This is a genomic window from Hoylesella buccalis ATCC 35310, from assembly GCF_000177075.1.
Classification (GTDB): Bacteria; Bacteroidota; Bacteroidia; order Bacteroidales; family Bacteroidaceae; genus Prevotella; species Prevotella buccalis.
Map to the genome: position 1 here is coordinate 73,222 of NZ_ADEG01000062.1, position 20,688 is coordinate 93,909.

Below are 20,688 nucleotides of genomic sequence, written 5' to 3' on the forward strand. Positions count from 1 at the left end.
GGTCACATAGTTGTGAGTACCATCCATCCAACACGGCATCAACCCGCAGGTTGATGCCGTATTTGTTTCCAGTGCGCAAAGTTTGGCATGCGCCTTCGTTCCGTCACAGTCATTCTTTACAAATAAAAATTGTTCATTAATTTCGCATACCATTCAGACATTTCACCCGCTTCATCAAACAATGTCAGCGTCTGCTCATCCAGCTTTTCGGGACGACGCTTCACCCATGCCATCAAACAACGTTTAGGCGATTTGCGGGCAACCGTCTTTATCAAATATTTTTTTCGAAGATAAAATCCCGAAATCACGGCAGTAGAGCTGAACTGCTCAATCGATTCTACCGGCAGCACCACGCTCATTTCGCCCTCATTGGTAAGCAGTCGGTAGGCAGATTGGCACAATGCTTTATAGGAAAGCGTGTCACTGTGCCGAGCCATGGAACGCTTTGCATCCGGACTGCGAAGACCTTCTACGAAGTAGGGCGGATTAGAAACGATACTGTCAAATTGTTTTACCGATTCAAACTGCTGCAAAGCCACCTCCCGAACCCTCACCCTATCGGCAAATGGGGAAGCCTCTACATTGACTTTTGCCTGCCGACAGGCGTCACGGTCAATCTCCAAAGCCTCAACAAAGGAAGCCGCATACCGCTGCGCCATCATCAAAGCAATGAGTCCGGTGCCCGTCCCGACATCAAGAATGCGCCGTCCTCCCTTAGCCCAGGCACCCAACAACACGCCATCCGTACCCACCTTCATGGCGCACCGGTCTTGTCGGATGGTAAATTGCTTGAACTGAAACCACGCGTTACTCATGCTGCAAATTTACACAAAAAAGATGAAAAAGAAGACTTCTCATGTTTGGAAATCATCGTCAAACATCCTAAAGCCATCTAACGTGATAACACCTTGATTATCAATAACCTGTAAAACGAAATTCAAACCCATTGACTTTGACGCTCAAACCCATTGACTTTGATGCCCAATCCCATTGAGTTTGCCGTTCAAACTCAATGCTATTGAAAAGTTCATATTATGCGCTTGATTTAACACCCTCAAACTCATCATCAATTCAGGATGGCAAGGGCTACCTCTAACGACTTGGCATGATATTTGCTTTTTACCACATATTATACATGAGTAATATAAAATGTGGCGGTGCAAGGACCCTCATGTCAATAAAAAGTAGTAACTTTGCACACCGATAACGAAAAGACAAATATGAGTAAAAATAACAATCCATCTATTCAGATGATTGCCGATTTCGAAGGAGATATCTCAAATCTCTTTCATGTAGAAACAGAAGGCGACGTGCCTATCTTAGCAACACGCAACATGGTGATGTTCCCCGGCGTGCTCTGCCCCATTCTCATTGGTCGCGAAAACAGCCTGAAGCTGATTGAAAAAGCCAAGAAAGCCCCCAATACCATATTCGCCATATTCTGCCAAAGAGATGCAGACGTGGAAGAACCGCATCAGAAAGACTTGTACGCTTACGGTGTATACGCCCGACTGGTGCGCGTGCTGGAAATGCCGGGACATGGACAGAACGTCACGGCCATCATTCAGGCGATGGGACGCTGTAAGTTGGAAAAGGTCACCAAGACCAAACCTTTCTTGCAGGGCTTGACGACCATTGCCCCGGAGGTATTGCCCGAACCGAACGATGAGGAATACCAGACGGCCGCAGAGGACTTTCGCAAGCAAACCATCGAGTACATCAAAGAGAACGATGATATCGCCGACGAGGCACAGTTTGCCTTGAACAACATCCAGAACAACATTCTGAGCATCAACTACATGTGCACCAACATGCCTTTCACCAACGAGGACAAGATGAGTATGTTGGAGGCCAACTCGATGAACGAGCGCATCATGATTTCGCTGAAAGTGCTGAACAAGGAAATGCAGCTGCTGGAACTAAAGAAACAAATTCGCACGAAAACGCGCGAGGACTTAGATGAACAGCAGCGCGAATACTTCCTGCAACAGCAAATCAAGAACATCAAAGAGGAACTGGGCAACGGCGAGGGTTCGCCCGAACGCCGTGATTTGGAAGCGAAAGCCAAGAAAAAGAAATGGACGACCGAGGTGCGCGACACCTTTTACAAAGAGCTGGAGAAGCTGGAGATGTACAATCCACAAAGTCCGGAGTACAGCGTACAGCTGAATTACCTGCAAACCATGGTCAACCTACCCTGGGGAGAATACACGGCTGACAATCTCAACCTGAAGCGTGCGCAGCGCACTTTGGACCGTGACCACTATGGCATGGAAAAAGTGAAGGAGCGTATTTTAGAATACATGGCGGTGCTGCAATTGCGCGGTAACCTCAAGTCGCCCATCCTCTGTCTATACGGCCCGCCGGGCGTGGGCAAGACCAGTCTGGGCAAGAGCATCGCATCGGCCATGAAACGCAAGTATGTGCGCATCTCGTTAGGAGGCGTTCACGACGAGTCGGAGATACGCGGACACCGCCGAACATATATCGGCGCGATGCCCGGCCGCATCATCAAGAGCTTGCAGAAGGCGGGTTCTTCCAACCCTGTGTTCATCCTTGATGAGATTGACAAGGTGACGCAGAACACCATCAACGGCGACCCATCCTCGGCACTGCTCGAGGTTTTGGATCCCGAACAGAACAACGCCTTCCACGACAACTACCTGGACGTGGACTATGACCTGTCGCACGTGATGTTCATCGCCACGGCCAACGACCTCAACACCATTCCCCGTCCCTTGTTGGACCGCATGGAGATTATCGAGGTGAGCGGCTACATCACGGAAGAAAAGATTGAAATCGCCAAGCGACATCTGGTGCCAAGGGAACTCGAGAACACCGGCCTGGACACCAACGAGCCCAAAATCAAGTTCAACAAAGCATCACTGGAGAAGATTATCGAGCAATATACCCGCGAAAGTGGCGTTCGACAGTTGGAGAAGCAAGTGAACAAGGCTCTGCGGAAGATGGCGTTCAACAAGGCCATGGACGGTGAGTTGACCTACACGGACATTACGCCCGAGAAGTTAGAATCGCTGCTTGGCAAGCCGCCTTTCTATCGCGACATTTATCAGGGCAACGACTATGCCGGCGTGGTGACAGGCTTGGCATGGACTAGTGTGGGTGGCGAGATTCTCTTCATCGAAACCTCGCTGAGCAAAGGAAAGCCTGGCAAGCTCACTTTGACGGGCAACCTGGGCGACGTGATGAAAGAGTCGGCCGTGATTGCGCTTGAATATGTCAAGGCGCATGTAGACGCCCTGGGCATCGACTACCGACTGTTTGAACAGTGGAACATACACATCCACGTGCCGGAAGGAGCCACGCCGAAGGACGGTCCGTCGGCTGGAATCACCATCGCCACATCCATCGCCTCGGCGCTCACACAGCGCAAGGTGCGCAAGAACACGGCCATGACGGGTGAAATCACCCTCCGTGGCAAGGTTCTGCCCGTGGGTGGCATCAAGGAGAAGATACTGGCGGCCAAGCGCGCAGGTATCACCGACATCGTGATGTGCAAGGAGAATAAGAAGGATATTGACGAGATTCCGGAGAAATACCTCAAAGGTGTAGAATTTCACTATGTGGAAAACGTGCAGCAGGTATGGGACTTTGCCCTGACCAACGAGCGCGTGGAGCATCCCGTGGACCTGACTATCCAGGAAGTTCCCGACAAGACCGCCAGCGATCCGTACACCGTTCTGCTGTAAAAAGAGGGCAATATGACATTTGAACTGCAACATACAGACCCTTCATCGGATGCACGGGCAGGCCTGATTACCACGGCGCACGGGCAGATTAAGACACCCATCTTCATGCCTGTGGGAACGGCAGGAACGGTAAAAGCCGTGCATTTCAGAGAACTGAAAGAGCAAATCAACGCGCAAATCATTCTGGGCAACACATATCACCTGTACCTTCGACCGGGACTGGACATACTGAAGGCCGCAGGAGGACTGCACAAGTTCAATGGCTGGGATCGCCCCATCCTGACCGACTCGGGAGGGTTTCAGGTGTTTTCGCTCACCGGCATTCGCAAACTGCGTGAGGAGGGTTGCGAATTTCGGTCGCACATTGATGGCTCAAAGCATTTCTTCTCGCCCGAAAGCGTGATGGACACCGAGCGCATCATCGGCGCCGACATCATGATGGCGTTTGATGAATGCCCACCTGGTGACTGTGACTACCAATACGCCAAGACAAGTTTGGCCATGACACACCGCTGGCTGGATCGTTGCATCAAGCGGTTCAACGAGACCCAACCGCTGTATGGTTACGACCAGTGCCTGTTTCCCATCGTGCAAGGAGCGGCGTACAAGGATCTCAGAGAGGAGTCGGCAAAATACATTGCAGACAAAGGAGCAGACGGCAACGCCATCGGTGGCCTGGCCGTAGGCGAACCCACGGAGGTGATGTACGAAATGATTGAGGTGGTGAACGCCATTCTGCCCAAAGACAAGCCACGCTACCTCATGGGCGTGGGCACGCCGCAGAACATCCTTGAAGGCATCGAGCGAGGCGTTGACATGTTCGACTGCGTGATGCCTACCCGCAACGGACGCAACGCCATGCTGTTTACCTACGAGGGCACCATGAACATGCGCAACAAGAAATGGGAAAACGATTTCACCCCCATTGACCCCAACGGATGCGACACCGACCAGCTTTGTACCAAGGCCTACCTGCACCATTTGTTCAAGGCGAAGGAGTATTTGGCACTGCAGATAGCGTCCATTCATAATCTGGCCTTCTATCTTAGGTTGGTGACCGATGCGCGGCAGCACATCCAGCAAGGCGACTTCAGCACATGGAAGCGGGGCATCATCGAGCAGTTAGGACGAAGAATTTAAGATGAGATGAAGAGTTTCAAGACCCGCAGACGACACCGGCGATTGCTCAAGGCAGGCAGATGGATGAGACGGCACTTTGCATGGCTCACCCCATGGATGGCATGGCTGGGCAGAAAACTGAGTTTTTTGCGTATTCTGAACCCAAACAAGTACATCCGAAGGATAGACTGGTACATCATCAGGAAATTCATTGGAACGTACATCTACTCTATCGCACTGATCATTGCCATCGCCATTGTGTTCGACTTCAACGAGAACTTGTCAAAGTTTACTGAATACCATGCGCCGGCAAGAGCCATCATCTTTGACTATTATGCCAACTTCGTCCCGTATTACTCCAACCTGTTCAGTCCGCTGTTCGTGTTCATCGCGGTGATATTCTTCACCTCCAAGCTGGCCGGCAACTCAGAGATTATTGCCATGCTGGCGTCGGGCATCTCGTTCAAGCGGCTGATGCGGCCCTACATGCTCTCGTGCGTGCTCATCGCGTCACTGTCTTACTACCTCAGCGCCAGCGTCATCCCGCACGGTACCGTGATACGGCATAACTTCGAGAGCCTGTACCGAAACAGCAGGAAACAAACGGCTGCCGACAATGTTCAGTTGCAAGTGGGCAAAGGGGTCATTGCCTACATTCAGCATTATGACAACAAGACCAAGCGCGGATATGGCTTCTCGTTGGACAAATTTGAGAACAAGAAGCTGGTAAGCCACATGACAGCGATGGAAATTCAGTACGACACCATTGCCGACTCGAAGTATCACTGGAACGTTACTGGATGGAAAATCAGACAACTCAAGGGGCTTCGCGAACACATTACCAGTGGAGCCGACCTTGACACCCTCATCCAGATGGAGCCAACAGACTTGGTGTACTCCAAGGGACAGCAAGAGACGTTCACCAGCGCGGAGCTGAAAGACTACATCTCCAAGCAGGTGGACCGCGGATCAAGCAACGTGGTGCAGTATCAAGTGGAGTACCACAAGCGCATCGCCTCATCGTTCGCGTCGTTCATCCTCACCATCATCGGTTTTTCACTGTCGGCCAGGAAGCGAAAAGGAGGCATGGGACTGTACCTCGGTTTGGGGCTGGCGCTGAGCTCGTTGTACATCTTGCTGCAGACTGTGTCGGCCACCTTCGCCATCAATGCCAACGCACCACCCATCTTGGCTGCGTGGATACCGAACATCATCTTTGCCTTGGTGGCCTACTTCTGTTACCGCAATGCACCGAATTGATGAGGGTAAAAGTGAGTGATCGATAACACGACATGCGCCCTTGGCACGGCGAATCTACACAAAGAAATGAACCGTCTTGCATTCACCAAGAATCATGTGAATGACAAAGGACAAATTGAAAATCAGAAAAAATGAAGTTTGAAGAATTAGAATTAAACAATAATGTATTAGACGCATTATACGACATGCGCTTTGACACTTGCACACCCGTACAAGAAAAGTGTATACCCGAGATACTCAAAGGACGTGACGTGCTGGGTGTGGCACAGACCGGAACTGGAAAGACGGCAGCTTACCTGCTGCCCATCATGAGCAAGATAGACAGTGGCAACTACCCAGAAGATGCCATCAACTGCCTTATCATGTCACCAACGCGCGAACTAGCCCAGCAAATAGACCAGGCCATGCAGGGCTTTGGCTATTATCTGCAAGGCGTAAGCAGCGTGGCTGTGTATGGCGGAAACGATGGAAACCGGTACGACCAGGAGCTGAAAAGCCTCCGCATGGGTGCCGACGTGGTGATTGCAACGCCGGGTCGCTTCATCAGTCACATGAGTTTGGGCAACGTAGACCTGAGCAAAGTGAGTTTCTTCGTGTTGGATGAGGCCGACCGCATGCTGGACATGGGCTTTTCGGAAGACATCATGACCATTGCTAAGGGCTTGCCGAAAACATGCCAGACCATTATGTTCTCTGCAACTATGCCTGACAAGATTAACGAGCTGGCAAGAACATTGCTTAAAAATCCCGTTGAGGTGAAACTGGCTGTGAGCAAACCTGCCGAGAAAATCAAACAGACTGCCTATGTTTGTCATGAGACTCAGAAGCTGGGCATCATCAAGAAAATCTTCAAACAAGGTGACTTGAAGCGCGTCATCATCTTCTGTGGAGCCAAACAAAAGGTGAAACAAGTGAGCCAGGCACTGCAGCGCATGAAAATCAATTGTGGCGAGATGCACTCCGACCTGGACCAAGCTCAGCGCGACGAGGTGATGTTCCAATTCAAGAGTGGACAGATTGACGTGCTTGTAGCCACGGATATTTTGTCAAGAGGCATTGACATCGATGACATTGCCATGGTCATCAATTACGACGTGCCACACGACGCTGAAGACTATGTACACCGCATTGGTCGTACAGCCCGTGCAGACCGTGATGGTGCAGCTATCACGCTGGTGAGCAAAGACGACATCTACTACTTCCAGCAGATAGAAAAGTTCCTTGAAAAAGAGGTGGAAAAGGTTGAACTGCCTGAAGAACTGGGCGAGGCACCTGACTATACAGCCGATGGAAAGCCACAGCGAAAACGCTCTTCTGCCAAATCAGTTCGCAGGAAAAACCGTGACCAAACGGCACACAAGCGCAAGCCGCGTCGGAATAAAAACGAGCAGCGCCCCAAGGAGGTGGATGCCAAAAGTGAGCAAACAAACGAAAAGCAAGCGCAAGAACGCAGTAAGACAGCGGATAAGCAGCCTGCAAAGAATCGCCAAAAGAGTAACAAACGCAAGAACAATAGGCGTAAACAGCAAAACAACACTGACGGAGCTGGAACGCAACGTAACAAGCAACGCAATGACAAACGACAAGCGATTGACAACAAAACTGGAGACAAACAGGTGCAACCGCAAGCCAATACGAAGAACAAGCTTCGCAGAAAACCCAACAACAACCGTAAAACGCAACGCGAAGACCCACACAATGGCAGGAGGAAGTTTGAGCCTGCAAAAACTGAGACCAAACCAGAGAGTGGCATTTCAGCCATCATCAAGAAACCACTAAAATGGCTCAAGTCACTCGGAAAGAAATAAACGAATGGATGACACCCAAGAGATTCCATCCCTCAAACCGTCTATTGTGACGATGAACAGAGGACGATGAAGATGAGAGGAGAATGTATCAAGCTGACATTCTCCTCTCATTGTTTATCATCGTTGATGGAAAAGGATTTGTTAGCTACCTTGTATTCACCGCATATTCCGTGTTATCGGAAACGTTTTATTCAACTTTCTCGGTTGGTCATCAAGTGAATGAGATAACAACCAGCCGTAGGTTTGCTACATGTAAAGTAATCAAACCGAATATGTTAAATATGTGGATTGAACGAAACTATTCACTTTATTATTTGCTTTAAACACTTAATTTATTTATATTTGCACAATAAAAATAATACTATTAATATACCAAGGAAAAATAAAAGAATTTATTATATATTAAAACTATAATAACTATATATCTTAATAAGATAACATTAATATATAAATATTTTTATTATCTCAAACAACTATTACTAACGAATAAACATTTAAAATTTAATCCTTAAATCAGATTGATAAGCATGAGAACAAATATCCTGCTAAAAAACAAGAGATTTCTTTCGGTAGGTATCATTTTGCTACTTGCAAGTACACTCACATCTTGCGCGTCACCAGACCCTTCAAACGACAAGAATGACAGAAACATCAGTTTCAAAACCAAGCCATTTGAACGCGAAAAGAACGTATTTCACCATGCTGTACCTCAACACACGGTTTTAATATATAGTGGTGGAGCTCATCGGCCTTTCCAATGGGATGCTGAACATTTTGATCCTTACCTGGCCGGCAAGGTTGATGGTAAAGAAAAGTGGCTGTTCGATGGGTTTTTATTTTTAGAAATATTGGACGGCCATGGGCGTGGATTTGCTTCCGGGTATCAGAAAAAAGCAGCGAGGAAAGAAGAATGGGAGAAGTTGTTGAGTGGCTATTTTAAGAAAGGTAATGCCATTGCGGCGTTGAACGAACAGACAAAGGCGGTCAAAGAACGAATAGGAGAAAGCAAGGCAGGAAAACGGAAAATAGTATTGGTCATTCCAGAGCCCATCCCTAACCAAACTGATTGGGGTGAGATTAATGGCAAGAAAGTGGTCTTCACTGACCAAAACGATCGTTTGTCTGCGTGCAAGTGGTACATTGATCGCGCAGAGCAGTTGTTTAAGGATAGCCACTTAACCGAATTGGAATTGGTTGGGTTTTATTGGTTGGCTGAGGAGGCTACCAATACACGCCACCTGGTGAATCAAGTATCTGAATACCTTGACAAGAAAGGATATGATTTTTATTGGATACCTTACTTTTATGCGGATGGGTATAATGAATGGCAACACCTGGGATTCAACGTACCCTATTATCAGCCAAACTATTTCTTCGACGAAAAACACCCTTACAGTAGGTTACAAGAAACTTGTGACAGGGCTGCCAAATACGGCATGAACCTTGAAGTGGAGTTTGATGACAGAGCGTTGGCTTCCCAAAAGAATTGGGGCTATCGTTTAAGAGACTATCTGGATGTATTTGAGAAAAATGGTGCGTTTAATTCCTTGAAAATCGCCTACTATCAAGGGAATGATACCTTTTACAAATTAGCGAAGTCGAATCATCCAGCAGACCAAACGCTATATAAACGACTGGTGAAACTCATTGCAAAGTAATCATCGATATCATGGCACAAGAGAATAGCATGTCTTGAGGAGAATCGAAAAAGAAAAGTGAAAATATCTTTGTACCTTATTTATATATTATATTAGATACACTTAAATTTATTATCTATGGAAACAAAGCGAACCTTCTTTTTGAAAAAAAGCGCCATGCACATGTTACGTGCACTGAGTTGCTTCTTGTTTCTGCTCTGTAGTATAGAAGCATCGGCCCAAACAACGGTCAGAGGTGTGGTAACCGACGCAAACGGCGAGTACCTCATCGGGGTCCAAGTACAGGAGAAAGGAGCGAAACAAGGTGTAAGTACAGATGCGAACGGAAAATTCAACATCGCTGTGTCCAATCGAAATGCCATACTGACATTTAGCTATGTGGGATACAAAAACCATTCGGTAGCTCTAAATGGCAAAACGAATGTTAACGTGATGCTTGAAGAGGACGCGAAAGCATTGGACGAAGTAGTTGTTGTGGGCTATGGCTCCCAGAAGAAACAGCATGTGACGGGATCTGTTGCGCAATTGAATGCGGATGAGATCTTAAAGGCACCATCAGGTAATGTGTCAGGTATGCTTGTTGGCCGAATGCCAGGATTGGTTGCCCAACAGAAGTCAGGACAGCCTGGTGCCGATGGATCCAACTTGCTGATTCGTGGCGTAAGCACACTGGGCACTGCAGCACCAATGGTCATTGTAGACGATGTTCAGCGAAGCTTTAACAATCTTGACCCTAACGAAATTGAAAGTATTACCATCCTGAAAGATGCATCTTCCGCAGCTGTCTACGGTATGCAAGCAGCTGGCGGCGTAATTCTCGTGAAAACCAAACGTGGCTCCATGCAACGCCCTCGGATTACATATTCAGGAAAATTGCTATACAGCCAAAACACCAATTACCCTAAATTCCTGAATGGTCCAGACTTTATCAAATGGTTTAACAAAGCACTTGAAATGGATGGCAAAGAACCTTTGTTCACAGAAGAGGTGTACAACAAGGTTTTGAATGGAGATCCGGAAGGCAAATACGCCAACACGGATTGGTTCTCTGAATTAATGAAGAACGGTGCCACCACTACCCATCACAACATATCCGTGAATGGTGGCAACGAGACAGCCAAGTATTTTGTTTCATTGGGCTACTTCGACCAAGGCGGTATCGTGGACAAGTTTTCCTTCAAGAGATATAACCTACGCTCTAATTTGGACATCTCATTAGGCATGGGATTCAAGTTAGGATTAGATTTAGGGGCTCGTCAAGAGCGGCGCAACTCAGGATACTTCTCTGTAACGAACCAGTCCTGGAACAACCCCATCAACTTGGCTCAACGTATGATGCCTATCGTTCCTACGACCTACAAAGGCATGCCTACCGCAGCGAACATTAGCTCAAACGCCAAATTCAATCCTATCGCTTTCAATAACCAAACAGGATACAACAATTCTGTCATGAACGCTCTTACGACGACGGCAACATTATCGTGGGACGTACCTTTTGTTAAAGGGTTGAATTTGAAGTTTAAAGCTTCTTACGACAAAGATTACACGACATCTAAGTCTTGGGCTGAAATTGTTGAGTTGAACAGTTATGATCCATTCACAGAGAAATACAGTGTCATCATCTGTGATCACGGAATGAACAAAGACGATGTGGCACAATTGCGTAACACTTCTGCACAGGCAAGCCGACTGACGCTTCAACCCTCCATCAGTTACCACCGCACCTTTGATAAACATGATATTTCTGGCTTGTTACTGTACGAGCAGTCATCTTATGAAACTGAATCATTCGGTGCCGGCGTACAAGGTTTTGACTTGACATCACTACATGAATTAAGTCTGGGTAAAGATATCATGGGCAAAGAAAAGAAGAAGGCCATCAATGGTGGAAGTTATATCTTTAACCGGGCTGGATTTGTTGGCCGTGTTAACTATGCATACGATGGCAAATACCTGCTTGAATTAGCTGCACGTTACGATGGATCTGTTCGCTTCCCAAAAGAAAACAGGTGGGGCTTCTTCCCAGCAGCATCGTTTGGATGGAGAATATCAGAGGAGTCATTCTTCGAACCGCTCAAGGGCGTTGTAGAAAACTTGAAGATCAGAGGCTCGGCAGGTGTGCTTGGTAATGACCGTATCGGTGACTTTCAATATCTGAATCTCATGGTCCCAAATCCGCCTACGCTATACGTTGGCGATAGAGAGTACATCTCTATTTACTCGAAAGGTAACGTAAACCGAAACATTACATGGGAGAAGACCGGAACCTACAATATTGGTTTCGACCTGTTGTTGAACAAGGGAATTTTTGGAATGGAATTTGACTATTTCTATAAACTTACAAATGACATCTTAATCTCCAGTGGTGGTATCTATCCTCCTTCATTGGGAGGCAACTTCCCCAGCATAATTAATGGTGGAAAAGTGAGCAACAGAGGTTTTGAGCTTGTATTGACCCACCAAAACAGCATTGATCAATTCCACTATAACCTCAGAGGCAATGTGAGCTGGTCAAGAAACAAAGTCTTGCGAATGAACGAAAGTCCAAATGTACCAGACTATCAAAGACGCACGGGAAGAAAAATGGGTGAGAAAATGGGATTTATCACCGAAGGCTTGTATCAAAATGAAGAGGATATCATCAACTCGCCTACACTGAGTCACTTAGGCAAAAGCCAAATCCGTCCTGGAGACATCCAATATAGGGACTTAAATCATGACGGTAAAATAGATAGGCTTCAGGATTATACGTTCATTGGCAACAGTAATCTCCCTGAACTGTTTTACGGCTTGAGCATTGGAGCGTCGTGGAAAGGTTTCGACTTCTCTATGCTGTTCCAAGGGGCAGCCATTACTGATGTATTCTTAAGCGGAGCATATGGAAATGGAGCCACTGATGCTACCATTTTCACCAGACCATTCCATGGATTAGGCAACTCACCCTATTTCTTGATTGAAAATAGTTGGACGCCAGAAAATCGTAATGCCGAATTTACCCGTTTGTCTACCAATGCTGCCGAAATGGGCAACTGCAACGGATGGGCTTCTGACTGGTGGATAAGAGATGGCAGTTATCTTCGACTGAAGAATATCCAATTAGGATATACACTGAAAAACAGTTTCATTCACCGAATCGGCTTAGACAATATTCGTCTTACGCTCACAGGAGGAAATCTGTTTACATGGTCAAAACTGACGAAATACAATATTGACCCCGAAACTCCTGAAATAACCAATGGTTATTATCCTCAACAGCGTACATATGAGTTTGGCATCAATTTCACATTCTAATATATTATTCCAAGACTATGAAAACTATTAACAATATCTTGACAATCTTGGTATCCGCATTCATTCTATCAGCTTGTTCTGATTTTTTAGATCCTGAACCAAGAGCACAATATACCGAGATGGATGCGTGGAGTTCCGTAGACAATACCTATTTGTACATTAATGGCTTTTACAAACCTATTTACGAATACGGACCTTATGGCGTAAAATACGCTGGAGTAAGTCTTACTGACGGATTCTCTGACATTCTTCGGTACAGCGCAAATGTCATGGGCGGCTCCGGAGGTGATGTCAACAAGGTGGTCTACACCGGAGGTATCAGTCCACAAGGCAATCCCCTGAGTGATTATACATACGAATATAACCGCATCAGGCGCATTAACGAATTTTTGTATGGATTAAAGACCTATGCAAAATACGGTGACCAGGAGAAACTGATAATGGAGGCACAGGCACGTTTCTTCAGGGCTTACCTTTATTTCATGCTGGTAAGGGGGCATGGCAGCGTTGTAATCCGCGATAACATTGACGGCCCCAATGAGGCATTCAAGGAAAGAAGTCCCGAATCCACATGCTGGGATTTCATTGAAAGCGACCTTGATTTTGCCGCAGAGAACTTGCCCGACACTTGGCCCAAGAAGGATTTAGGACGCATTACAAAGGGTGCAGTTTATGGATTTAAGTCGCGTGCCATGTTGTATGCCAAGCGCTGGGAAAAGGCTGCTGATGCCGCAGCAAAGGTAGTAGCGAAAGAGGGCGAGCTATATGACCTTATGCCGAATTATGCAGACGTATTCAATCAATCTGACTTTTGTAAGGAAACCGTTTTAGGCTATCGTTTCCATGGTCAGCTAACGCATTCAACGCTCTTTGACAAGCAATATAGTCCGAAAGGTGACTTCCCTGAAACTAATACGGACGGAAAGTGTTTAGCTGTTCCAACACAAGAGCTTGTAGACTCCTATCGAATGGCTGACGGAAGCAGTTTCGATTGGAACAACCCAACGCATGCCGCCAACCCATATAAGAACAGGGAGCCTCGCTTTTACGCTTCCATTCTGTATAATGGTGCTACCTGGAAGGGAAGAACCATTGAAACCTTCGTGGGAGGTAAAGATGGATTTAAGCCGTTTGACATTGAGGCGTACCCTAACGCCACTACTACTGGCTACTATATACGCAAATTGCTGAACGAAAGCGTCAAGGACATGACCGTTAAAGGCACCACCTGTTGGAACGAAGTACGTTATGCAGAAGTACTATTGAACCAAGCTGAAGCACTCAACGAGATGGGTAAGACCGCTGAAGCTCTTATCCCATTGAACAAAGTAAGAAGTAGAGCAAAGTTGCCTGCTGTTTCATCTACGGGTCAAGAGAGTCTGCGGAATATTATTCGCGAAGAACGGAAAATAGAACTTGCCTTTGAAGGCCAACGTTATTGGGACTTAAGACGCTGGAACATGGCTCTAGAAGTATTAGGAGGAAAACGCATGCACGGCATGAAGATAACCAAGCAAACAGACGGATCCTTCAATTACCAGATAATTGACTGCGACGGTAAAGATAGGCATTTTGAAGAAAGATATTATCAATTCCCAATACCGGCATCGGAAATCAAAAATAATCCGAAATGCAAGCAAATAGATAAATGGTAAACTTAATCAAGCAGAACAATGAAAACAATAGATAAAATTACGGTGTCAGTTCTTGGCCTACTGCTCATGTTTTCGTGCCAAGAAGCAGATACATTGGTACCCACAACGGGCAATGACATTAGTGGCATAACGATTATGTTACCAGATGGCACAAAATCAGATTTCACCGTTGCTCCTGATGCCAACAACATGATCAACCTCGAAATTGACGGAAGCATCAAGACTGACCTGACAAAAATCAGAATGTCAGTAAACGCTCCTAACAACGCGATAGTAGAATCAAGCATACCACTTGGGCAATACATGGATTTTACAAAGCCTGTGAGCTTTGATGTTATTGCAGCCAATGGGGACAAGAAAACATATACAGTTGATTTGAAAGTGGTTCCAACAGCCATCCAAGTAGATGAGCTGTGGAGAAAGACAGGATCCCAACTGAATTTCGTTAAGCACAATAACGGCGGCTTGGCCATCAGTGGAGATTATTTGGTTATACACGAACGCACAAAGTTTGACTATTACAATCTGAAAGACGGAACAAAGGCAGGCACTTTGTCTATGGAGGGGGTTGACTGGAATACACTTACCCGCACCGTACCCTTATTTATAGCCAACGACGATGCAGGAAACATTGTTTCAACCAACTTCTACATGAATAGGTGGATGCCCAAAAACGGCACCAGTACCATACACATGTTTTGGTGGGAGGGTGTAAACGCCAAACCCAAACTGTTGTTTTCGTATGATGTTAACTTAGATGAATTTGCTGGAAACAAAGACGTAGGAAGAAAATTCTACGTCAGAGGCAACATCAAGGAGCATGCATTCTTGTACATGGGTGTTTCGTTCCAGAACGTTTTCCTCAGATGGGAAATCAAAAACGGGAAGCCAGTATCACAACAACCTGAAAAGATACAATATGACCCAGGTTACCAAATGGGCCTAATGCCCCAAATCGTACCTATAGAGTTTGGTAAAAATAGCAACTATTTCATTTCACGCTACGATGAAGGAAAACCTAAGGTAGCCATCACGTACATGGACGGCCATACCAACAAACCTCTTTATTCCTCGTCACATCATGTGCAAGGTATTTTCCACCAGTGGCTTGGCGGAGGAACTGCATTCGATTATGTAGATTTGATGGGAGCAAAATACATGTTTTACATCGAAGGAGATGTAAATAACTGGATGAGAGAGATTTATAATGTTCGATTGGTGATGAAAGATCCTGCTGGAACTACCACCAACACACAACTATTGGCACATACGCGCAAATGGAATGGGTGGCTTGAGTTCCCAATTGATCCCGCATACGGTGCCAATATCAATACTACGGCAGATGTCGTCACGCAAATGGCACCCGACAAGAAGTCTGTCATCGTGGCTTTCCTTTATACCAACGGAGGCGTAATGGTGTGGAAAGTAAACTTGATGTAGCGAACTTTTAAAAAATCGGAGATGCTTCAACGAACTCGTTGAAATTGCTTAGAAGAAGTAAAAGAAAATGAGAAGTAAAAAGCATGGCAGTGCTTCCCAAGCATGTAGAAAACATGCTAGTAAGTAATTTACTGACCTGCAAAAGCATTCTCGACTGACTAAGAAAATCATTCCAAGCATCTCCCTTCGATTCCTGCTCATGCAGAGCACACGATATTATAAATCGGCTGTATGGTCTTGAGACCATACAGCCGATTCTCTTTAATCATTTGTTGTTTTACCTGTTGGCAACCCAACTACTAAACTCTAAGCATCCATACTTTGCTCATTGTATGTAATGTCAATCACAACGAAATTGCACGGAACGCCAAGAACGTTCCGTGCAATTTCGTTGCAATAAAGAGCCATGTGGAGCTGCTGCTTTATCTGATTCGGTCAGCTGACCTCACCAATTTTTCATCGTGGATGATACCTCGGCGCGCCAAAACTAATGCGATGATGGCAACCAAAGGCAAACATGCCGCAAACTGAAGGTGGTAGGTATATTCATGACCAAAACCATTCAGCAGGGCAAATGCATAATAAACATACCATGCCAGACAGAAAACAATGCTCCATAAGCAAAGTTTAGCCTGCAAAAGTCGTTTGCGGTATAGAAAAACAGCGCAGGCTTCTAAAGGGATGGTCACCACCAACAGGGCGAAAAGAGGCCAGTTGCTAAAATTGATTCCTTGATCGGGTACTACTGTTCCTATATTGTAAATCAGCGTAGACAGCCCCATTCCTTGCGGTTCGAGCATGGCGACAGGCATGCACAGACACACTACCGTCACTATCAAAGACAAGAGCAGGTACAGCGTTTGTTTTCGTTGAATCATGCCTGACTGTCGTTATTATCCAAAGAAGGATCACGGTAATAAACATTACCTTCTATAAATTCCTGTGTTGCCAGCAAAGTAGGTTTGGGCAACTTCTCGTAATAACGCGAAATTTCTATTTGCTCACGATTCTCAAACACCTCTTCCAAAGAGTCGTTGTAAGACGCGAACTCTGTCAATTTTTTATTCAAATCCTGTTTAATCTCTGCTGCAATCTGATTAGAACGCTTCGCAATGATTGCCACACTCTCATAGATGTTTCCCGTATCTTCACACAATTCCATAATGTTGCGTGTAGTCGTGTTGACGGGTGCGTTTGACTTTTTGTAATCCATTTTTTATAAATCCTTATCTGTTGGGCATTGTCATCTCACTGGACAATGACTTAATCAAAATATATAGTTGATGATTTCACTCTCCTTGTATTGCCAGCATAAAAGGCAATATCCTCTTTGTTTTCTACGAGTTAGACTCTCCTGTCTTCGTAACCTCTTTGCATTTCTTGATAAACTTCTCTGCCAAGGGACGTTGCTTCGAGTCGGGATACTCGTTGATGAATCCGTAGCACTCATCTTCTGCATCCTGGTAGCGTTCCAATCGCTTCTCCTCAACGCTCTGTTCTGCCAACTCAAACTTGCTCTTCATCACCAGCACGGCAAAATTCTCACGCAGGGATGAATAGGGATAATCCTTCAATGCATTCTCTGCCGTAATGATGCAAGCTTCGTAATTGTTGCCGCCGCTGGTGCAATTTCCGAAATAAGGGCCAAGGTCATAATACAACTGTGCCGAATACAACTCCTTCTTCACCAGCTTGTCTTGCAATTCAAAGAGCCTGTTCTGCGCACTGTTTTTCAGTTTGGCGTCTGGAAAAAGATCCAAAAACTCCTGGAAAGAGGCGATGGCCGAAACTGTTTGCGACTGATCCAAACGTGGCTCTGGCGTACACATGAATAGGCTTTCGCCCACATAGTAGCTCGCCAACTCAGCGTATTTACCCTTCGGATAACTTTGAACATATCGCTTGAACGCTTGGGCAGCACTCTCATAATCACCACTTTTGTACTGCGCCATGGCCAACATGTAAAGGCTTTCCTGTGCATTCTCAGTACCTTTCTGAACAACAATCAAATCGTTCAGCAAGGTAATGGCCCGAGTGTACTTACCTTTGAAAAAGCACTCCTTCGCATATTCATAGCGGTAGTTCGTGTCGGTCGACTTGTAAACCGCATTGAACTCACTGGCACAACTGCCGAATAACAATGCGACGCATATAGTGGAAATGAAAAACAGTTTCTTCATTGACATGATCTTTGGAGTGCAAAAGTACATATAATCCATCGATTTACAAAGTAAAGAGAATGCTTTTTCGCAAATAATTAACCTTTATAACGGATATTTTTGTACTTTTGCATGTCTGGGCAGCCATTTGCATGCTTAGAAACAATCCTTCAATAGATTCAGGATGAATTTCAAACTCACGTCAAAATACAAACCCACGGGCGACCAACCAGAAGCCATTCAGCAACTCACCGATGGCATTCATCGGGGTGATCCGGCTCAGGTGTTGCTCGGTGTGACCGGATCGGGCAAGACTTTCACGGTGGCCAATGTCATCAACAACGTACAAATGCCAACGCTGATTCTGAGTCATAACAAGACGCTGGCAGCCCAACTCTACGAAGAGATGAAGGGCTTTTTCCCCGAAAACGCAGTAGAGTATTATGTATCTTATTATGACTATTATCAACCCGAGGCTTATCTTCCTACAACCGACCTGTATATTGAGAAAGACTTGGCCATCAACGACGAGATAGACCGTCTGCGATTGAGTGCGGTAAGTGCTTTGTTATCAGGAAGAAAAGACGTTATTGTCGTATCTTCCGTTTCGTGTATTTACGGCATGGGAGGCCCCTCGGCCATGACCAACAGCATCATTACGGTGAAGAAAGGAGAACGATTAGATCGTAATGATTTTTTACGCAAGTTGGTGGAAGCGCTGTATGTTCGCAATGACATCGACCTGCAACGTGGCAATTTTCGCGTCAAGGGCGATACGGTGGACATTGCGATGGCCTACTCCAACAACATTCTTCGCATCACATGGTGGGACGAAGAGATTGATAGCATCGAGGAAGTGGACAGCGTGACCTTCCATCGATTGCAAGAATTTGAGGAATACCACATCTACCCGGCCAATCTCTTTGTCACAACCAAAGAACAGACCGAGCACGCCATCCGCGCCATTCAGGACGACTTGGTGAAGCAAGTTGACTATTTCAACGACCTGGGTGACACCATCAAAGCACAACGCATCAAGGAACGTGTGGAATACGACATTGAGATGATTAAGGAACTGGGCCACTGTAGCGGCATTGAGAACTATTCGCGCTACTTTGACGGACGTGAGGCCGGGCAGCGGCCTTATTGTCTTTTAGACTTCTTTCCACAAGATTTTCTACTCGTAGTCGACGAGAGTCATGTCAGCGTGCCGCAAATCAGTGCCATGTACGGTGGCGACAGGGCCCGCAAGCAGAATCTCGTGGAGTACGGATTCCGCCTGCCAGCGGCGTTTGATAATCGTCCACTGCGCTTTGAAGAGTTCCACGACATGCTCCACCAAACCATCTATGTATCGGCCACCCCAGCCGACTATGAGCTGCAAGAGGCTGAAGGGGTCGTGGTAGAACAAATCATCCGACCCACGGGATTGCTCGATCCGGAGATTGATGTGCGCCCCAGCGAAAACCAAATTGACGACCTTTTGGACGAAATCCTACAACGCACCGAGCGCGAAGAACGTGTCCTGGTCACCACACTGACCAAACGTATGGCCGAGGAACTGACCGAATACCTGCTGAATCATGACGTGCGCGCCAACTACATCCACAGCGACGTGGCCACGCTCGACCGCGTAAAAATCATGACCGACCTGCGCGCTGGCGTTTTCGACGTTTTGGTTGGGGTCAACTTACTGCGCGAGGGTCTGGATTTACCAGAGGTATCGCTCGTGGCCATCCTTGACGCTGACAAGGAAGGGTTTTTGCGAAGTCACCGTAGTTTGACACAAACGGCAGGACGCGCCGCACGCAATGTCAATGGAAAAGTAATTATGTATGCCGACACCATCACCGAAAGCATGCAGCGTACCATCGACGAAACCGCTCGCCGCCGCTCCATACAGCTGAAATACAACGAGGAACACCACATCACACCACAGCAGATTGTTAAGGAAATCAAGAACGCATTGCCCACCTCGAAAGAGAATGAGAAGGATTGGCGCTACCCCACCCTTGCCGCCCAACAGGCGTATATGGAGGCAGAGAGTGGCGCCTTTGCAGCCGACCCGATTGTATTGCGAATGACGCGCGAACAACTTGAGAAGAGCATTGCCAACACCACTGCCTTGATGAAACAAGCAGCCAAGGACTTAGATTTCCTGCAAGCCGCCCAGTACAGGGATGAAATCGTGAGGTTGCAGGCGATGTTGGAACAGAAATAACTTCACCATTCAATGTTTAAGATTTACAGGACAGATGCTGAATCGTTACACATTATAATAAGTATATCGTCTTCTTTTTTTACCAAAAAATGCACTAAAAACGGCACTTAAAAACTTTCAATTTAGAAAAAATTGATAGGCAAACAGGGTGTATACTTGAGATTTTTCAGCAAGAAAAATCGGTTCTTATCCTAAAAGCATTGTTTTTCCACAATTAATAGCATCCTTTTGGTGCCCAATCTGTATGGTATTGTGGGGCAAAAGCATGCAAATTGCCCTCTTAAAGCTATGCTATTTTCCCCAGAAAGACATGATCTTCCAGCCTGTCCGACACAAGATTCTCATAAATTATTAGCAATCAACAATC

Annotated in this window: 13 protein-coding genes; 9 read left to right on the forward strand and 4 right to left on the reverse strand. The window is 46.3% G+C overall.

The annotated features are described in order from the left end of the window. Positions 1 to 116: 116 nt before the first annotated feature. On the reverse strand, positions 117 to 815 hold the full coding sequence (locus HMPREF0650_RS07135; protein ID WP_004349559.1) for a tRNA1(Val) (adenine(37)-N6)-methyltransferase: 699 nt from the start codon (positions 813 to 815) through the stop codon (positions 117 to 119). Positions 816 to 1,220: 405 nt separating this feature from the next. Here HMPREF0650_RS07135 and lon point away from each other — a divergent pair, with 405 nt between their 5' ends. The 8 genes from lon to HMPREF0650_RS07175 all read left to right on the forward strand — a co-directional run bounded on the left by lon (position 1,221) and on the right by HMPREF0650_RS07175 (position 15,941). Then, positions 1,221 to 3,710, forward strand: coding sequence for an endopeptidase La (gene lon, locus HMPREF0650_RS07140; protein WP_040562780.1), 2,490 nt, complete (start codon positions 1,221 to 1,223; stop codon positions 3,708 to 3,710). A 12-nt stretch (positions 3,711 to 3,722) separates the two neighbouring features. After that, positions 3,723 to 4,850 carry a tRNA guanosine(34) transglycosylase Tgt gene (gene tgt, locus HMPREF0650_RS07145; protein WP_004349562.1) on the forward strand — a complete coding sequence of 376 codons (1,128 nt, stop codon included), beginning with the start codon at positions 3,723 to 3,725 and terminating at the stop codon, positions 4,848 to 4,850. A 6-nt stretch (positions 4,851 to 4,856) separates the two neighbouring features. Next, on the forward strand, positions 4,857 to 6,089 hold the full coding sequence (locus tag HMPREF0650_RS07150; RefSeq protein WP_004349564.1) for an LptF/LptG family permease: 1,233 nt from the start codon (positions 4,857 to 4,859) through the stop codon (positions 6,087 to 6,089). 131 nt (positions 6,090 to 6,220) lie between these two features. Continuing rightward, complete coding sequence (locus tag HMPREF0650_RS07155) at positions 6,221 to 7,897, forward strand: DEAD/DEAH box helicase (RefSeq protein ID WP_004349566.1); 1,677 nt, start codon at positions 6,221 to 6,223, stop codon at positions 7,895 to 7,897. A 527-nt stretch (positions 7,898 to 8,424) separates the two neighbouring features. Beyond that, complete coding sequence (locus HMPREF0650_RS07160; protein WP_004349567.1) at positions 8,425 to 9,555, forward strand: DUF4855 domain-containing protein; 1,131 nt, start codon at positions 8,425 to 8,427, stop codon at positions 9,553 to 9,555. Between the two features lie 162 nt (positions 9,556 to 9,717). Continuing rightward, positions 9,718 to 12,846, forward strand: a complete 3,129-nt coding sequence (locus HMPREF0650_RS07165) for a SusC/RagA family TonB-linked outer membrane protein (RefSeq protein WP_245543474.1) — start codon at positions 9,718 to 9,720, stop codon at positions 12,844 to 12,846. A 17-nt stretch (positions 12,847 to 12,863) separates the two neighbouring features. Next, the gene (locus HMPREF0650_RS07170; RefSeq protein WP_004349569.1) at positions 12,864 to 14,501 is read left to right on the forward strand and encodes a RagB/SusD family nutrient uptake outer membrane protein; all 1,638 of its coding nucleotides are present in this window, start codon (positions 12,864 to 12,866) and stop codon (positions 14,499 to 14,501) included. Between the two features lie 18 nt (positions 14,502 to 14,519). Next, positions 14,520 to 15,941, forward strand: a complete 1,422-nt coding sequence (locus tag HMPREF0650_RS07175) for a DUF5018 domain-containing protein (protein ID WP_004349571.1) — start codon at positions 14,520 to 14,522, stop codon at positions 15,939 to 15,941. 422 nt (positions 15,942 to 16,363) lie between these two features. On the opposite strand, the gene HMPREF0650_RS07180 is transcribed toward HMPREF0650_RS07175, so the two are convergent. From HMPREF0650_RS07180 to HMPREF0650_RS07190, 3 genes are all read right to left on the reverse strand, one after another. Then, positions 16,364 to 16,819 (reverse strand): DUF4293 domain-containing protein, encoded by a 456-nt coding sequence (locus tag HMPREF0650_RS07180; protein WP_004349572.1) that lies wholly within the window; start codon positions 16,817 to 16,819, stop codon positions 16,364 to 16,366. Then, entirely contained in the window at positions 16,816 to 17,154 is a 339-nt protein-coding gene (locus tag HMPREF0650_RS07185; protein ID WP_004349573.1) for a DNA-directed RNA polymerase subunit omega, read from the reverse strand. The genes HMPREF0650_RS07180 and HMPREF0650_RS07185 overlap by 4 nt, the downstream gene beginning before the upstream one ends. Positions 17,155 to 17,278: 124 nt before the next feature. Further along, positions 17,279 to 18,121 (reverse strand): outer membrane protein assembly factor BamD, encoded by an 843-nt coding sequence (locus tag HMPREF0650_RS07190; protein ID WP_040562799.1) that lies wholly within the window; start codon positions 18,119 to 18,121, stop codon positions 17,279 to 17,281. Positions 18,122 to 18,284: 163 nt separating this feature from the next. On the opposite strand from HMPREF0650_RS07190, the gene uvrB reads away from it, so the two are divergent. Beyond that, positions 18,285 to 20,321 carry an excinuclease ABC subunit UvrB gene (uvrB, locus tag HMPREF0650_RS07195; protein WP_004349576.1) on the forward strand — a complete coding sequence of 679 codons (2,037 nt, stop codon included), beginning with the start codon at positions 18,285 to 18,287 and terminating at the stop codon, positions 20,319 to 20,321. Positions 20,322 to 20,688: the final 367 nt, after the last annotated feature.

What these genes read in the sequence shown, in the direction of transcription:
- HMPREF0650_RS07135 (WP_004349559.1), bottom strand. Translation starts at nt 815, where the DNA reads ATGAGTAACGCGTGGTTTCAGTTCAAGCAATTTACCATCCGACAAGAC.
- lon (WP_040562780.1), top strand. Translation starts at nt 1,221, where the DNA reads ATGAGTAAAAATAACAATCCATCTATTCAGATGATTGCCGATTTCGAA.
- tgt (WP_004349562.1), top strand. Translation starts at nt 3,723, where the DNA reads ATGACATTTGAACTGCAACATACAGACCCTTCATCGGATGCACGGGCA.
- HMPREF0650_RS07150 (WP_004349564.1), top strand. Translation starts at nt 4,857, where the DNA reads ATGAAGAGTTTCAAGACCCGCAGACGACACCGGCGATTGCTCAAGGCA.
- HMPREF0650_RS07155 (WP_004349566.1), top strand. Translation starts at nt 6,221, where the DNA reads ATGAAGTTTGAAGAATTAGAATTAAACAATAATGTATTAGACGCATTA.
- HMPREF0650_RS07160 (WP_004349567.1), top strand. Translation starts at nt 8,425, where the DNA reads ATGAGAACAAATATCCTGCTAAAAAACAAGAGATTTCTTTCGGTAGGT.
- HMPREF0650_RS07165 (WP_245543474.1), top strand. Translation starts at nt 9,718, where the DNA reads ATGTTACGTGCACTGAGTTGCTTCTTGTTTCTGCTCTGTAGTATAGAA.
- HMPREF0650_RS07170 (WP_004349569.1), top strand. Translation starts at nt 12,864, where the DNA reads ATGAAAACTATTAACAATATCTTGACAATCTTGGTATCCGCATTCATT.
- HMPREF0650_RS07175 (WP_004349571.1), top strand. Translation starts at nt 14,520, where the DNA reads ATGAAAACAATAGATAAAATTACGGTGTCAGTTCTTGGCCTACTGCTC.
- HMPREF0650_RS07180 (WP_004349572.1), bottom strand. Translation starts at nt 16,819, where the DNA reads ATGATTCAACGAAAACAAACGCTGTACCTGCTCTTGTCTTTGATAGTG.
- HMPREF0650_RS07185 (WP_004349573.1), bottom strand. Translation starts at nt 17,154, where the DNA reads ATGGATTACAAAAAGTCAAACGCACCCGTCAACACGACTACACGCAAC.
- HMPREF0650_RS07190 (WP_040562799.1), bottom strand. Translation starts at nt 18,121, where the DNA reads ATGAAGAAACTGTTTTTCATTTCCACTATATGCGTCGCATTGTTATTC.
- uvrB (WP_004349576.1), top strand. Translation starts at nt 18,285, where the DNA reads ATGAATTTCAAACTCACGTCAAAATACAAACCCACGGGCGACCAACCA.